The organism is Leptospira sarikeiensis (assembly GCF_004769615.1).
GTDB classification, from domain to species: domain Bacteria; phylum Spirochaetota; class Leptospiria; order Leptospirales; family Leptospiraceae; genus Leptospira_B; species Leptospira_B sarikeiensis.
Genome location: NZ_RQGF01000028.1, coordinates 616,118 through 630,959 on the forward strand (window position 1 = coordinate 616,118; position 14,842 = coordinate 630,959).

The 14,842-nt window shown below is 39.7% G+C and carries 14 protein-coding genes; 5 read left to right on the forward strand and 9 right to left on the reverse strand.

The window, feature by feature from the left end; all coding sequences use genetic code 11:
* Positions 1 to 17: 17 nt before the first annotated feature.
* Both EHQ64_RS14130 and EHQ64_RS14135 read left to right on the forward strand, forming a co-directional pair.
* Entirely contained in the window at positions 18 to 2,165 is a 2,148-nt protein-coding gene (locus EHQ64_RS14130) for a histidine kinase dimerization/phosphoacceptor domain -containing protein (RefSeq protein WP_135650255.1), read from the forward strand.
* A gap of 45 nt (positions 2,166 to 2,210) precedes the next feature.
* A complete protein-coding gene (locus EHQ64_RS14135; protein WP_135650256.1) occupies positions 2,211 to 2,837 on the forward strand; it encodes a TetR/AcrR family transcriptional regulator in 627 nt (208 codons plus the stop codon).
* Positions 2,838 to 2,846: 9 nt separating this feature from the next.
* Here EHQ64_RS14135 and EHQ64_RS14140 read toward each other — a convergent pair whose 3' ends face one another.
* Positions 2,847 to 3,776, reverse strand: a complete 930-nt coding sequence (locus EHQ64_RS14140) for an alpha/beta fold hydrolase (protein ID WP_246048771.1) — start codon at positions 3,774 to 3,776, stop codon at positions 2,847 to 2,849.
* A gap of 209 nt (positions 3,777 to 3,985) precedes the next feature.
* Here EHQ64_RS14140 and EHQ64_RS14145 point away from each other — a divergent pair, with 209 nt between their 5' ends.
* A complete protein-coding gene (locus tag EHQ64_RS14145) occupies positions 3,986 to 4,876 on the forward strand; it encodes a hypothetical protein (RefSeq protein WP_135650605.1) in 891 nt (296 codons plus the stop codon).
* A gap of 74 nt (positions 4,877 to 4,950) precedes the next feature.
* Here the strand turns inward: EHQ64_RS14145 and EHQ64_RS14150 are convergent, their stop codons facing one another.
* Both EHQ64_RS14150 and prfA read right to left on the reverse strand, forming a co-directional pair.
* Positions 4,951 to 6,456 (reverse strand): PLP-dependent transferase, encoded by a 1,506-nt coding sequence (locus EHQ64_RS14150; RefSeq protein ID WP_135650259.1) that lies wholly within the window; start codon positions 6,454 to 6,456, stop codon positions 4,951 to 4,953.
* Between the two features lie 77 nt (positions 6,457 to 6,533).
* Positions 6,534 to 7,598, reverse strand: a complete 1,065-nt coding sequence (gene prfA, locus EHQ64_RS14155; protein ID WP_135650261.1) for a peptide chain release factor 1 — start codon at positions 7,596 to 7,598, stop codon at positions 6,534 to 6,536.
* Between the two features lie 40 nt (positions 7,599 to 7,638).
* Here prfA and EHQ64_RS14160 point away from each other — a divergent pair, with 40 nt between their 5' ends.
* Together EHQ64_RS14160 and EHQ64_RS14165 are read left to right on the forward strand one after the other, a co-directional pair.
* Entirely contained in the window at positions 7,639 to 8,262 is a 624-nt protein-coding gene (locus EHQ64_RS14160) for a hypothetical protein (protein WP_135650263.1), read from the forward strand.
* 38 nt (positions 8,263 to 8,300) lie between these two features.
* On the forward strand, positions 8,301 to 9,386 hold the full coding sequence (locus EHQ64_RS14165) for a hypothetical protein (protein ID WP_135650607.1): 1,086 nt from the start codon (positions 8,301 to 8,303) through the stop codon (positions 9,384 to 9,386).
* A 7-nt stretch (positions 9,387 to 9,393) separates the two neighbouring features.
* On the opposite strand, the gene EHQ64_RS14170 is transcribed toward EHQ64_RS14165, so the two are convergent.
* From EHQ64_RS14170 to EHQ64_RS14195, 6 genes are all read right to left on the reverse strand, one after another.
* Positions 9,394 to 10,419 (reverse strand): hypothetical protein, encoded by a 1,026-nt coding sequence (locus EHQ64_RS14170; RefSeq protein ID WP_135650265.1) that lies wholly within the window; start codon positions 10,417 to 10,419, stop codon positions 9,394 to 9,396.
* On the reverse strand, positions 10,416 to 10,883 hold the full coding sequence (locus tag EHQ64_RS14175; protein WP_135650267.1) for an NUDIX hydrolase: 468 nt from the start codon (positions 10,881 to 10,883) through the stop codon (positions 10,416 to 10,418). Before EHQ64_RS14175 ends, EHQ64_RS14170 begins: the two co-directional genes overlap by 4 nt.
* A gap of 69 nt (positions 10,884 to 10,952) precedes the next feature.
* Positions 10,953 to 12,470 carry an MDR/zinc-dependent alcohol dehydrogenase-like family protein gene (locus tag EHQ64_RS14180; protein ID WP_135650268.1) on the reverse strand — a complete coding sequence of 506 codons (1,518 nt, stop codon included), beginning with the start codon at positions 12,468 to 12,470 and terminating at the stop codon, positions 10,953 to 10,955.
* A complete protein-coding gene (locus tag EHQ64_RS14185; protein ID WP_135650270.1) occupies positions 12,471 to 13,133 on the reverse strand; it encodes a rhomboid family intramembrane serine protease in 663 nt (220 codons plus the stop codon).
* Positions 13,130 to 13,819, reverse strand: coding sequence for a TetR/AcrR family transcriptional regulator (locus tag EHQ64_RS14190; RefSeq protein ID WP_135650272.1), 690 nt, complete (start codon positions 13,817 to 13,819; stop codon positions 13,130 to 13,132). Before EHQ64_RS14190 ends, EHQ64_RS14185 begins: the two co-directional genes overlap by 4 nt.
* A gap of 65 nt (positions 13,820 to 13,884) precedes the next feature.
* On the reverse strand, positions 13,885 to 14,781 hold the full coding sequence (locus EHQ64_RS14195; protein ID WP_135650609.1) for a fructosamine kinase family protein: 897 nt from the start codon (positions 14,779 to 14,781) through the stop codon (positions 13,885 to 13,887).
* Between the last annotated feature and the right edge of the window lie 61 nt (positions 14,782 to 14,842).

The following is a 14,842-nucleotide window of genomic DNA, read 5'->3' on the forward strand; positions in this document are numbered from 1 at the left end:
CGAATCCTAAAAGCGAAATGAAGAAGATTCGAAGATTAATGTTGTCTCAATCCAAAAAATTTCTAAAAATCGCAGCTAAGTTTTCTCTCATCACTTTAGTTTATTTCTTATTGGGAAAGTTCGGAGAAATATTCGGTACATTTTCGGATTATGCTTCTCCTATCTGGCCTGCTTCCGGTTGGAGTTTAGTCACACCGTTATTATTCGGAAAGGTTTCTTTTTTCGGGATATTTACAGGATCTTTTATATATAACTTGCAGATCCATCATGAGGATCTTCCAGAACAAGGAGAATTCATATATTTACTTGCCGCGACCTTAATCGCATTCGGTAGCACAGTTCAATCGATTATAGGAGCTTACCTTTATAAAAAATTTATCCCACAACTGGATCTAACAAAAACTCCTTCCTACGTACTTAGATTTCTTTGGATAGAAACCTTAACATGTATCATTTCCGGAAGTATCGCGTGCACTGGACTCTTTTTATTAGGAGTCCTGGATCTAAAAATACTTCTTCCTACATGGATCATATGGTGGATGGGAGATTCTTTAGGAGTATTTGTATATTTTCCTTTCTTTCTAACATGGTTAGGGCCAGGGATCGCTAGATCACAAATCCATTCTTGGAAAGAAAGTGTAGGCTTAGTTTCATTTCTGGTCCTTCTTGGAGGAGGGATTTTTTATTTTTTCACGATCAATCAACTGCCCGCATATTTTCCGGTTTCTTATTTACTAATCGCAGTGATCGCACTCGTTTCCCTCAGGTTCGGAGGAAGAGAATCTTCCCTAATATTGATCATAGTTTCCATACTTGCAATATTCGGTACTGCACAAGGCTACGCACATTATTCCGCTTCCGGTGAAGTTTCCTTATTACTTACTCAAAGTTTTTTATCCGCGATATCCATTGCATCTCTGTTTGCATTATCCGTTGTGAAAGAAAGAACAGAGGCACAAAACGAACTTTTAGAATCGCATAAAAAATTAGAACAATTGGTTGCGGAAAGAACCCAGGAATTGGACAGATCTTATCATTATTTAGGAACTACGGAAGCAATCTATAAAGGACTTTTTGAAAATGTTCCGATCGCGATCTTAGAATGCGACTACAGTTTCGTAAGAAAGAAATTGGGAGAATTGCCCAATATGTCCAAAAAGGAATTCGCCAAATTCCTCAAAAAAGACCGCAATTTTATTTCCGAATGTTACGAATCCGTAAGGGTCGTAGATGCAAATAAAGAATCAGTACGCTTATTTAAAGCAAAATCCAAAGAAGAAGTCCTCTTCCTCGCAAGAAACTTCTTCAGAAAAGGAAATGATAGATCTTTTCGCCAAATGTTGTCCAGAATCCGTTTAGGCGCAAGAGTGCTATATACCGAGATTACATTATATACTTGTAATGGAACTCCTTTCGAGGCATCACTTCGTTGGTCCCTTGCTCCTGAATTCGAAGAATCATTTTCCTCAGTAATTATTACAGTTTCAGAGATCACGGATAAAAAGCAGGCGGAGAGACAGTTAAAATCTTCCTTAAAAGAAAAGGAGGTCATGCTAAAAGAGATCCACCATAGGGTGAAGAACAATCTGCAGGTCATCTCCAGCCTATTCAGCCTTCAATCCGAATATGAGAACGATCCTAAAATCCACGAGGCGTTTCGAGAAAGTCAAAACAGGATCCAAACAATGGCTCTGATCCATGATGAACTCTATCAATCCAATGATCTAGGAAATGTAGAATTTTCGGGATATTCCAGAAGGCTTGTGGATAAGATCAGGACAGCATATAAAATCGGCTCCGAAGTACGTGTTGATGTTGTTTCAGGACCGATCCATTTAGAGATCAGTATCGCAATTCCCCTTGGACTTGCACTCAATGAATTATTAACAAATTCCTTCAAATACGCTTTCCCAAACGATTTCATTCCGGTGGAAGGAAAGCGGCCTCAAATCCAAGTGAAACTTAAAAAAGCAGGAAACCAAGTCTCTCTAGAAGTTTGTGATAACGGGATCGGATTACCTAGCGAATTAAATCCGATAGAAACTCCTTCGTTCGGATTAACTCTTGTACAAGTCCTTACCAAACAATTAAAAGGAAAATTGGATTTCTCTAGTTCCAAAGACGACGGAGCGAGTTTCCAGATCCGTTTTGAAATTCCGGATTAGGAAAATTTCTTGCGTATCCTTCTCCAAATCGGAGGAAGGAAAACTATGAGAACAAAGCCTCCTAGTCCGATCGCAAACCGAGCAGAAGCAAGAAGAGAACAGATCTTGGAAGCTGCGTTGGATGTATTTTCCGAAAAAGGATATCACGAGGCAGGGATCGCGGACATCGCAGGAAAACTCAATATCGGACATGGGACCTGTTATCGTTATTTTAAAAATAAATTAGATATTCTTCACGCATTAGTAGATCGGATCCTCTTGGGACTTCTGGAAGTTGTGCGCAAAGAAAGCCCTGAAAAATCCAATAGTATCGAAGAATATAGGAACCAGATCAAGAATATCGGTTTGGAGTTATTCCAACTTTTTAGTAAAGATCCTAGACAGGCTAAAATCGTTTTTTTTGAAGCAATGGCCCTAGATGAAACTGTAAAAAGAAAAGTGCAGTTAGGGATCGATAAAAGCGCAAGACTAACTGAGTTATATCTGAAGAACGGAGTTCAAAAAGGATTTTTAAGAAAGGAATTGGACACTAGGATCGCTTCTCAAGCAGTGAACGCGATGATGTTCGAAGGAATTCGGATCAACCTTTCCTCCAAAGTAGATTCCAAATTTGCAAAACGTTGGTTGGAAGAAATGCCCACCCTTATGTTAGAAGGAATGGGCAAACGTTAAGGCACTAATTTATAAACTTAAGAACTGTACCAGATCCTTTGCGGTAACTTCAGGAATTTCTTCCATCGGGATATGCCCTGCTCCTTCATACGCGATGAACTTTGAGTTTTGAAGGTCCTTCGTCCAATTTTGTGCATATTCCAACTTCAACCAATGATCCTCTTTTCCCCACATCACTAATGTAGGAGTTCTTACAGATTTTATTCCTTCTGAAACTTTAGGATCAGAGAACTTCTCACGAGCAGTCCTGAAAAAATAGTTATACGCTTTTCTGTTTCCTTCTCTTCTAGAAAGATCCACGTATCTTTCTTTTATCTCAGGAGTAATTTTAGAAGAGTCTCCATAAACTTCATCTACACTCTTTTCTACCATAAAGCTAGGCAGCATATGTCTTGCAAACGGACTAACAATCGGATTGCTTCCGAGAGCGATCATAGGAGGCATAGGTTGTACATAACCTGCTGCATCTATTAAAACCATCTTTTGGACTTTATTCGGATATTTTAAAACGTAGTTCCAAGAGATATAACCACCCATAGAATTTCCTACTAGGTAGAAAGAATCTATCTTAAGGTATTCCAGAAAACGATTTAGGACTTCTACTCCTTCCGCGAGATCCAATTTTTCTATATCTTCGGGAGGACCGGTCAATCCATGACCTGGTAGATCTATTCGGATAACTCTATAACGAGATTTTAATAGATCCGCCCAAGCATCCCATGTATGCAAAGAAGAACAAACCCCATGCAATAAAACGATCACCGGACCTTTGCCTTCATCCCGATAATGAATATTTAAATCTCCGATCGGAGCGAATTTGGACTCCGAGTTTGCATACTTCGACTTTAATTCTTCCAAAGAATCGGAGCCGATCCCTAAAAATCTACAATCTAGTAGAGTGATGAGAAGTAACATTAAAGTTACTGATATTCTTTTCATATATTTCCCGTTTAATGAATTCCCACCCAATCAGAATGACAAATTCATCATTTTTGCCGGAAAGTAAATCTAATTTAGGAATTTTATTAATTACCGGCCCGGTTCTTATTTTCTTAAGATTTTAGGCTAAATTTTGGATTTCCCCTATTGACAAAAACTGAATGACATGTCATTCTTATATCAATCAAGGTGAGGAGAATAGAAATCCAATGGTTCAAGTGGATGTTTTTTGGGCCTACGGCCTGGGAGCCGGTTATGCAATGGCCGCAGCTCGCCAAATCAAGAAATTGCAAGCAGGTGAGAGTACTCCAGGGTCCTTGCCTTCCGTTAAAAAAGAAGAGAAAGTTTCTTTTTGGAAGAACACTTACTTCATTACGAATCTTCTTTATTTAGGCTTATTATTTGCGCCTTCCGGTTTATATCTAGTCTGGCAATTTACGAGTTGGGAAACGATGCATGCTGGAGATAAGACAATGCCGGGATGGTTAGTTGCATTATTCGGCTTAACCAATATTTCTCAGGGTATCTTGGGATATTGGGTCGTATGGTCTTTGATCAAGGCAGGCAGAAATTTCTTAGCGTATCTACAAGTTCCGGTAGGATATTTCGGAATGTTTTTCATCCTAGTTCATGGCTGGGATGGAACAGGATATAAAAGATTTTTTTCAGAGTCTGTAGAACAATTTCATTCCTGGAGTTGGGGTACCGCCGCGAATTGGCTTCTTTCCGATGTCGCCATCACACTCTATGTAATGGGTGTGATCTTAGTTCCGGTTCTGATTGTTTCTCTTTTAAAGATAGAGAAAGAAGGTTGGGAACTGGGAGGCTCCGGAGAATTTTCGGTCAAAAAATCTCCTTCTTCCATTGTTTCAACAATCGCGTTCTTAGCGACAGTCTTTGTAGGAGCATTAGGTTTCGCGATCATTTCCAGTTTGATCTTACATCAGTTTGGATGGATCTTAGGAACGATCTTATCCGGAGTTGTAATTTATGTATTCGGAATTTCTAAGTTCGGACTTTTTCCGATCTTATACAGAAATGTTTTACAAACCGAAACGGATCATACAGGAAAATTACAAAGCATAAGATCTGCAGCTTAATAAGTTTCAAAAATATTCTATACTTTTAAACTACTTTTGCCTTCTTTAAAAACCGTTCAATTTTGGCTCTGGGATCAATCCCCCAGAGCTTTTTTGTATTCTTGTATCAATAGATCCGGATTTTCTCTTCCAATCGAAATTCGGATCAGACTTGGATCCAATCCGACTTCTTTCAAAAATCCTCTACCAGCTTCTGTAGAGACCAGCTCATAATGAGCGAGATACATATACAACATGTTCAGAGTAAACTCTGTCCCAAAGCTAGGACCTTTTAATAATCTTAAAGAATTATAAAATGATTCGAGAGAACCTGCCGGTTCGATCGTGATCACCCCACAATGTAAATTTTTATCTCTGGCGATTTTGGAAAAGTTTCCGTGATTTTCTTCGGAACCACTCCAATGAACCGCTTTGATTTTTGGATGGCTCGAGAAGAAGTTGGCGAGTATTTCCGCATTCTTTCCGATCTCTTTTACTCTTTGAGTATACCCTTCTAATTCGAAAGACATACGTTCGCAATCTCGTAGATAAGGAGTTTCTAAAAATTCAGGAGTATCTTTTTTTAATCTTTCGAAATAGGTGGAAGAAGGATTTAAAAATAAAGCTCCCATCATCACGTCCGCATGTCCGGAAGCGAATTTGGTAAGGCTTTCTACAATTACATCCGCATAAGAAGAAAGATCCACGACTGCAGAACCTGCGACCGAGATATCCGCTACTAAAGGAATTCCATATTTATCCAAAAGTTTTTTAAGCTCCGGATAATCCGGTACCTGTATCAAAGGATTTGTAGGGGATTCCGTTAGGATCGCAGCCACACGGTTACCATCTTTTGCTAGGAATTCCTCAAGTTCTTTAAGATCGACTACGTCATGGAATATATGCGAACCTCTAGAATATTTTTCTAATATTCTGATATTATCCACATACAACCAGCCAAGTCTTAGCCAGATATCTTTTCCTTCTTCTGCCCTGATCTTGTCCAACGCTCTAAAGGAAGCGTAAACTGCATTCATCCCGGAAGTCGCCAGATATACTGGCAGATCTTTTCCAGGATACAAAGCGGATAAAGATGCCTCTACTTTTTCGTACGGTTTTTCTTTTCGAGTTTCTTCAAAATAGATCGAATCGATGAGCCCTTTTTTGAATAAATAATCTTCCGCTTTTCTGGAGGATAATAAACAACCTGTATGTTGGATAAAAGATAATACCTTGGATTCGTTTTCCTTATCGGAGGCAGAGATCGTTAAAGTGATAATCCCTTCATCTTCTAGAATGATCGCATCTTTTATTTGAAAGAATGAAATGATATGTTCTGCGGCTTTTTTGGAATTAACGATGAATTGAGGCCCGGTAACTCCCTTAGTTTCTCGATTATAATCTAGGATTTTTTCTATATATGCATGAGCGACAAAACGAGGATAGCCTGCTTTCAGTCTAGAAAGTGTTTCCGTTCTTTTTTCTTCGTAACCGATCACATCTGAGACTTCGGGAAGACTCATGGAAACTGCATGTATATTTTCGAATGGTATTCTTTCTCCGCAAACTCTACGATGCGGCTCTTCTATCTCTAGTATCATACTCTGATTACCATCGCAAAATTTATTGCGGAAACATCAACTTTAATCGATTGGACTCGACGAAGTCTAAAACGGTTCTAATTGCTTTGAGAATTTGCGAGACGCTTGACCCGATCTTCTTCCGTCAATGCGTTGATTAGATCGTCCAGATCACCTTCCATTATAGCAGAAAGGTTATGACTAGTGAATCCGATACGATGGTCTGTACATCTTCCCTGAGGAAAATTATAAGTACGAATTCTCTCCGATCTATCTCCGGAGCCAACCATCTGTTTTTTTAGAGCATCTGCCGCTGCTTTCTTTTCTTCGGCTTGTTTTTCCAATATCCTGGCGCTAAGGATCCTCATCGCTTTGGCTTTGTTTTTATGTTGGGATTTTTCGTCCTGACATGCTACTGCGATCCCTGTTGGAATATGTGTGATACGAACTGCAGAGTCTGTAGTGTTTACGTGCTGACCACCGGAACCGGAAGAACGATACACATCGACCCTCAGATCGTTCTCATTGATATTGATCTCTGACTCTTCTGCTTCAGGTAAAACTGCAACTGTCACTGCACTCGTGTGAATTCTTCCGCCAGATTCAGTCGCAGGAATTCTTTGTACTCTATGAGTTCCTGCTTCGAATTTAAAAAGATCGTATGCTTTATCATTTTCCATTGCGAAAATGATCTCTTTTAACCCGCCGATCCCGGTAGGAGAAGATTCTATGATCTCGTGACGGATTCCTTGTTTGTCAGCATACCTTGTATACATTCTAAAAAGATCAGAAACGAATAGGCCAGCCTCTTCTCCGCCTGTCCCGGCTCTTATCTCGAGCAGGATATTTTTTCCGGAATTCGGATCGGGAGGAAGAAGTAGGATCTCCAACTCTTTTTCCAGAGTTTCGATCTTCTCTTCCGCAACTTTACGCTCTTCTTCGTACATTGAGCGCATATCACCGTCTTTTTCGGTTTTTAAAAGTTCCTCTGCGTCCCTTTTGTTTTGTAGGAACTTTTGGTATTCGGTGATTTTATCGAATAATGGAGTGAGTCGGGAACGTTCCTTATAAAGTCGTTTTAAATCGTCCGGACTGGACGCGGTGGTAAGTTCATCCGATATTTTGAGGTATTTTTGTTGTATTTTTTCTAGTCTGTCTAACATAGAAACTGTATCCCATTGCCTTGGTACCTTACTCCTCTACATGGAAAACTACAATTCGATTCTTTCAGCAGTTTCCGATCAGATATTAAATCTTTTATCCGGTCTGCATTCCTATCGGAGCCCTTATGCAAAGACCATAGGATCCCCCGATTACTTCATTCAAGAACTCACTCAAAAGGCCTCTTTACAAACCGGAGCGGCAAGTGCGGTTCTTTCTTTCCCGCAAGGGCGTTTAGGAGTCGTAACCCTAGCACCCGAAATCATCCTAGTTTTAAGGATCCAGGGAAAATTGGTAAAAGACATTGCGGCACTTTACGGAAAGGAACACCAGGTAACTTCCGAACTTATGGCTTATTGTCTTTTCAAAGATAAAACTTCCTTTTTCCGGAATGTTCTAAAAGATATGGGAGCGAGAGTTTTGATCCGACCTATTGCTTGGAATCTTTTGCAAGAAGCCACTTTTCAGATCGCAAAAAGTTTATTAAAAGGAAGAAATCTTCCGAAACCAAAACGTAGGTTCTGGCTTCCAATTTTAGGCTCTTTACTTTCAGGCGGTTATTCACTTTTTGAGACCAGAAATATCGCAGCAAGAGCTCAAAAATTATTTTCTAAAGACATCATCAACGTACAATCGGACGAGCCGTGGGCGGAGGAAACTGCCTGAATCTAAAAAATCAATTGGATCGTAAGGTCCTAGTCCTAATCGTTTTATCTTTTTTATCCCTCTCCTGGAACTGTAAAAGTAAGCAGGAAAGTTTGATCGAAGAGATCCAAGAATTGCTGGAAGAACAAAATTATGAAAAAGCTTCCGGCATATTAAAAGAATATCTGATAAAACCCAAATCGGACTCAGATATTCTTTCCAAAGAAAAACCGGAAACGCCTAGGATCGTCGAACTTTCCTTCGATCGCAAAAGATTGGTTTACTTAGAAGATAGTAAACTACTTTGGAAAGACGCAGTAGATGGAAGTAACGGTTCCAAAAGTTTGGACGAAGTTCCTGCATCTCTTGCGGTTTCCTTAAATGCAAACTTTGCTTTAGCAGAATATCCGATGACGAACGGATGTAGGCTCTTTGCGATCTCTTTGAAAAATAATGATCTACTCTATGAATCAGGAGCGCAGATCTCTTGTCGTAATCGAGGAGGGATCTCTGACGATGGTTCTAAAATTTATTACTTCGTAGATAACCAACTCTATGAAGAAAAAACAGTAGAGCCAAGGACTCCTAAACTGGTTGTTTCTAAAGAAAAAATCGCTCCTCCATTTACAGGTTTGAAAGCTAGATTCTTTTTATATCCTGTAGGTAAGGACTTTTTACTTTTTTCAGGCAACGCAGGCTCTTACGTTCTGTATTATTTCCAACCTGAAAAAAAATCCGTGGAGAAAATAGATCAAGAAGTCATCAGTCCTTTGATCTATTACGGCACAGGAGATTCCGCTTATTATTTAGGCGGGTCTATCGGAAGACTTCATTTAAGAAGACTTCAATTCGGAAAAGGCAAACCAAGCACTAGCAAACTATTCACGATCAGTAGAAAAGAAATCAATCCTTGGAAAATCCCAGGTAAGAACGAATTCGTTTCCAATTATTCAGGAAAAGTGCATCTTTGGGGACCTTCCCGCAAAAGTCAGGTATTACCTATTCTTTGTGAAAGGATCTGGATGGTAGATCAGAACAAACTTCTTTGCGAAAACGAAAAAGGGGAATTGTATCTTACAAGTCTTGATTTTCCGGAAGAAGATTGGAGAATTTTAAAACTATTCGAAGAAGCCAGAGATAAGTAGATATCTTTTAGAAAAAGATATTGATGATTAGATTTCCTTTCTGGCCCTCGATCGGTTCCGGGGAACCGTAGCGAGTTTTGGCAAAACTTTTTGCAGGAAATTCTCTGTTCCAACCCTTACCGGAAAATTGTATCTGTCCACTGGATTCGAAGGAAGAGTTTTTGATCCATTCTCTGAATTTACCTTCGTCTTCTTCAGAACCTAAACCGATCCATTTGCTTACGTAAGTTTTTTTAACCAACTCTTCTAGTTGAGGAGATTTTAGATCTTCCGTAAATACGACACCCAATCTACCTGAAGATAGATTTGCTACCCATACTTCAGGAAGGATTTCTTTTTCCGGTAGACTCTTATGCGAATTTGTTCGAAGCAAAGAACCTTCTAAAAATTTTCCGGAAGAATCAAAAATATAAGCTCTCTCCTGCCATTCGCCTTCTTTGATAGAAAGTTTTCCTTCCTTAATCTCCGGAGAAGGTAAACAGATGGATCCGGCTAATATTTGAACTCCGTACATTCTCGCAAGGTTTCCGAAAATTCTTTCGTAACGTTCTTTCGAATCTTCCGCAATTTGTAAGGAAACCGCTTCTCCATTAAACAAATGTTGGAATAAATTTTTGGGAAGGATCCGTTTAAAGAAAATTGCCCAATCCCATGCAGAATCTTCAGTTTCCAGATCCAAAAGTTCTTTTCTTGAATCCATTAGAAAAAGATAATTCCCTATTTCGGGAGGAAATGCAACGATCGTACTGTTTTGGAGCCAACCTTTTTCTTTTGCGACCAAAAGTGGTTCTTCCAACCAGGCGCGAAATCTATCTTCTTTTGTAAAATATTCAGGTTTGAATTCCAACTGAACGATCAGTAAGTTTCCCGATCTTCTATCCCAACCTAAAGATACCAATTTGGTTTCTTTTTTAGTGATCCTCTTTTGAAACTCTTCTTCGCTTAAAGAAACACCTGAGAGTAACCATCCTAAAAATACGAAAATCGGAACTAAAAATAAAGACGCGATGACATTTCGAACGAAAGGACTCATACAAACCGGACCTTTGAATCTAATTTGCCTTCAGGGATCAGAGGAACATATTCTTTTTGATAAAGTTGAAGAGCATCCAACATGTATTCGAAAAATAAAGGTTTAGGATCGTAAGTCGCTGCATCCACCCATTCAATATAATCATGCTCGTCCGAGATTACTATATCTCCGGACAAAAATTCACCATGATACGCAACGATCACACAAGGATGATTTCCATCGCTCACTCTATGTTTATGGATCAGGATTGGCCTAGGATGGATCTTGATCTCGCAAGCATCTCCCATTTCTTCCTTTAATTCTCTGGAAAGACTTTCGAGCCAATCTCCATAAAACTCGTCCTCATTCATTCTTCCCCCGGGAAGATCTCCAAATCCGGATTTTCTGTCCCTAAGGATCAAAAGGTCCTTGCCCCTTCTTAAAAAAACCTTTTGTGTAATTTGGAAAAAGCCGTGCTTGCTCAAAATTTTCTCTTCCCGAAGGAACGTTTGTATAAGATCAAAACGTTCTTTCTACAATCACTAGATACTCGCTCAGGAAGCTTTATGCCTGACAACCACTTTTATATTCTCCGGTTTTCTAGCGTTTAAATAGGCTTCCGGAATTTCTTTGGAATCGAATTCTTTTTGGATTAGATGATTAGATACCGATTTTAAAAAACCTGGCTGGGATGCTAAAAGTTCCCTTGTTCGTATGAAGTCTCCGCATCTACTTGCACTTAAGATTCCACCTCGAACGATCCATTCTAAAAAAGAATTCGATTCAGTTGGGGCTGTGATAAGAATAAAACCTCTAGGGCGTACTAAAGATCTTTCTTCCCTTGGATCCGGACGAATGACAGAATCCAATTCGGATACAGAATCTATGATCGCAAAATCAAAGCGTGGGAGAGCGCCTTCGAACTGCTCTGAATTTAAAAACTGACTCGCCTCTTGGATAGAGCCTGTAAATATTCTAATTCGATTCTCTTTTTCCAGAGTTTCTAATATTTCTTTTTGGGCTGGATCTAGATTTATAAGAGAAGAGACAAAAATGGAAGAAGTTCCAGATGTCTGGATCCCCCAAATTAAATCCAAAAAGTCTTTTCTTAGATTTGTAATAGATATCTCATCCACAACTAATTCGGTCAGATGTTTGATATCTAACGAGGCTTGGCCGTTGGTTGTCTTTCTATGGATTTCTTTGTTAGTTAAATGGAGAGAAGTTTCTAATCCGGAAATCGAACCGCTCGTATCGAAAACCAAATCAAAATAATCTTTATATTCGGACCATTGGATCGGAACGGCTTTGTTGGATTGTTTTTGATATGCCAATCCGGAATCTATTTTTTCTTTTCCTAGATCTGAAAAGTAAAGAGCGGAATCCGCTCCCATCTGAAATGAAAGCTCCACTAGACCCTTATGCTTCAGAACGGAAACTATCTCATATTCTAGTTGGTTTTTCTTTCTATATAAGTCCAAAGCTGCGATGACTAAAGAACCCAAACGTCTCGGGCCGAGCACCGCGACCCTTTGGATATTCTCGGCCTTTCCAGACAGGGAAACTTCTACACCATGTAAAGAAGCAGCAAAGGGTTCCAATAACACCGCTTCGAGATCTTCCAATTGATGGACATCTATTAAAGTTCCCTTAGGTGCTAAAATATAAGGACCGAACCCTCCGGGCAAACGATCGATCCCTAAGACCATACGAGTCGGACTATGAGTAGGAATTCCTACATTGCAGAAATTGTCCCCTTCTTCTCCTCTGGAAACTACTGTATCATTAATTTCTAATACGTATTTTTTTCCGGTAATAAAATCGGAAGCAACTACTTCATGTCCTATGATCTGAGGTAGTGCAAAGGGTAAAAATCTTCTGTCCAGGTCGGTGGAACAGATCCCGCAAAGTTCCGTTTTTAATAAACGATATCCTTTGCCTAATTCTAAATAGAGATCCGTGTTACGGAAAATTTTCCAACCGGACTCTTCTGAGCCCTTCATCTCATAGAGAGTGTTCGTAAAAGTATCGTCCGAATTGTATTCGTAGGCGTTAAAACGGACCTCTAACAATTATCTTGCCCCGACAAAAAATCCTAGGATCAAAAGTAAAACTACGAAAACCAAATTTAATGCAAACCCGGTATGCAATTCACGTTTGATCTTATTATTCAGGAAATAAGCAGTAAACACCACGGAAATAAAGCCACCTAAGTGAGCCCAATGTGCGACCTGATCTCTAGAGAATAAATTCGTGATATCGGAATAAACCATGAGCCAAGCAACTACGAAGACCGGAAATGGATAATTCTTCTTTTTAACCCGAATAGAAAAAGGAGAAAGTAATGCGGCCACTGCAGCAAGTCCTGACACTGCTCCTGAAGCTCCGATCGCAGGCTGATGCTCTCCCAAGATCATTCCTCGAACAAAGGAATCCAATCCTCCGGAAACGAGTGCTCCCATGAAAAAGAACAGAAGCCATTTCGCTTGTCCGACTTTATATTCTACAATCCTTCCTAAAAAAAATAAGAAGATCATATTCCAAAATAGATGAGTAAAATCAGCATGAAGGAATGCCATGCCGATCCATTTCCATGGATAAAATTCTCCGGGACGACTAATGAAGAACGCGTCTAAAACTTCATTCGGAACGAAAAAGGTCAAAACTATCTGAGCGATAGAGATCAATCCTACAAAAAATGTAGTAAGAGGAAACTCGAATATAAAGCCCTTCACTTAGGACCTCTTTGGATATAATAATTCAAGTAAGACTTTAACATTGTCTTTAGTTCCTGCAAAATACCATCGGCAAGTTCTTTGTCCTGGCTTTCCCTTAGCCAACGACTCAAAACTGAATCGGATACTTCGACCATGATCCGAGTCATTACATTCATTTCCTCTTTTTTCTTCATCCAAGGAATGATCCCGAAAAATAAATCAGTTAAAAAATCGGCAATGGCCCTATTGTTCTCTCTATCAATACTCACAAGTTCAGGATCCAGATTCTTATTGGACCAAAGAGGGATAAATCCAGGCTCGGACTGATACAACTGAGCAAAAGCATCTATAATAGTATCGATTAGATTCTCCCAATCCGATTTATCCGGTTCTTCCTTTAGGAAGTTTAAGATCATCAAATTCACTCTTTCTAGATGTCTTTGACCGACAGCTTTTAATATTGCATGTTTATTCGGAAAATATTGATATAAGGATCCGATCGGGATGCCGGCCCTTTGAGCGATCAAATTCGTATTGATCGCTTCCGCTCCGACCTCATCCAAAAGATCAGCGACTATATCCAGAATATATTGCACCCTCTCGATCGCTCTTTTTTGAGAAGGCGATTTTCTCAGACTTAACTTGGAAGCTTTGTCTTTTTGTTTAGAAGAGGATGGAACTTTCTTTTTTACAATTTTGGGCAAGGAAGGTTCCCCATCTTAGTTCGATTCTTACTAAAGAACAGAAAACTAAGATTCTATCAAGAAAACTATTTCACACCATAATAGCGAAGTATATGACGTAAGCTAGTCAGGTAAGAAGCACCGAATAAATTTATATGAACAAGCACAGGATAAAGCTGCCAGAATTGGATCCTATCCTTTAGATTGCCTGGATCTTCCAACCCGGATGTGGCAAGGATGTCTTGCATCTCTTCCAGGTTTAAAGGACTTCCGAATAATTGAAGCATTGCAAGGTCTTGTTCAGGATGAGAATAAGCTACGGATGGATCGATCAAATAGGCAAATCCGTTCTTCCCCTGCAAAACGTTTCCGGACCAAAGATCTCCGTGAACCATTCTAGGTTTTGTGTGGTCGAGTCCCCAGTCTTCTGAAAATTTATCGAATATTCCCCGGATAGAAGTAAGATCTTTGTCTGACAGAAGTTTTCTTGTCTGGGCAAGTTCAATCTGAGGTTTTAAACGTTTCTCCCAATAAAATTCTCTGAAGTTGGAATACCAACCGTTGGATTGAGATAATGATCCGATAAAGTTATCCCTCTTCCAACCCCAGGAACCGAATTCGTTTTTATATAAATTCTTTAAGCTCGCGATCAGATCTTCTCTAAATCCTGCAGAAGAACCTGTTTGTATGAATTCCATTGCGAGTAGGGAAACTTTTCCGATTTGGACTGTCCCTAAACATTCCGGAACACGAACGCCTAGTCTACATAATTGTTCTAAACCTTCGGCTTCGGCGTCTGCCATTTCCTTTTTCGGAATGATCTTCACGGCTAACTGAGAGCCGTCCGGAAGTTTTGCCTGATAAAGTTCGAATAGGCTAGAAGAATGATAGCTTATCTCCGCCTTTTTGGAGGAGGATAAAATACCAAGACGATCCAATCCGTCCCGGATCAATTCGCCCATTCCTGTATTCGTGATTGCCATCATTCGCATCCTACCTAATTCTTCGACCCTGGCTGTATTTAAAATCGGAGTACAGATGTTC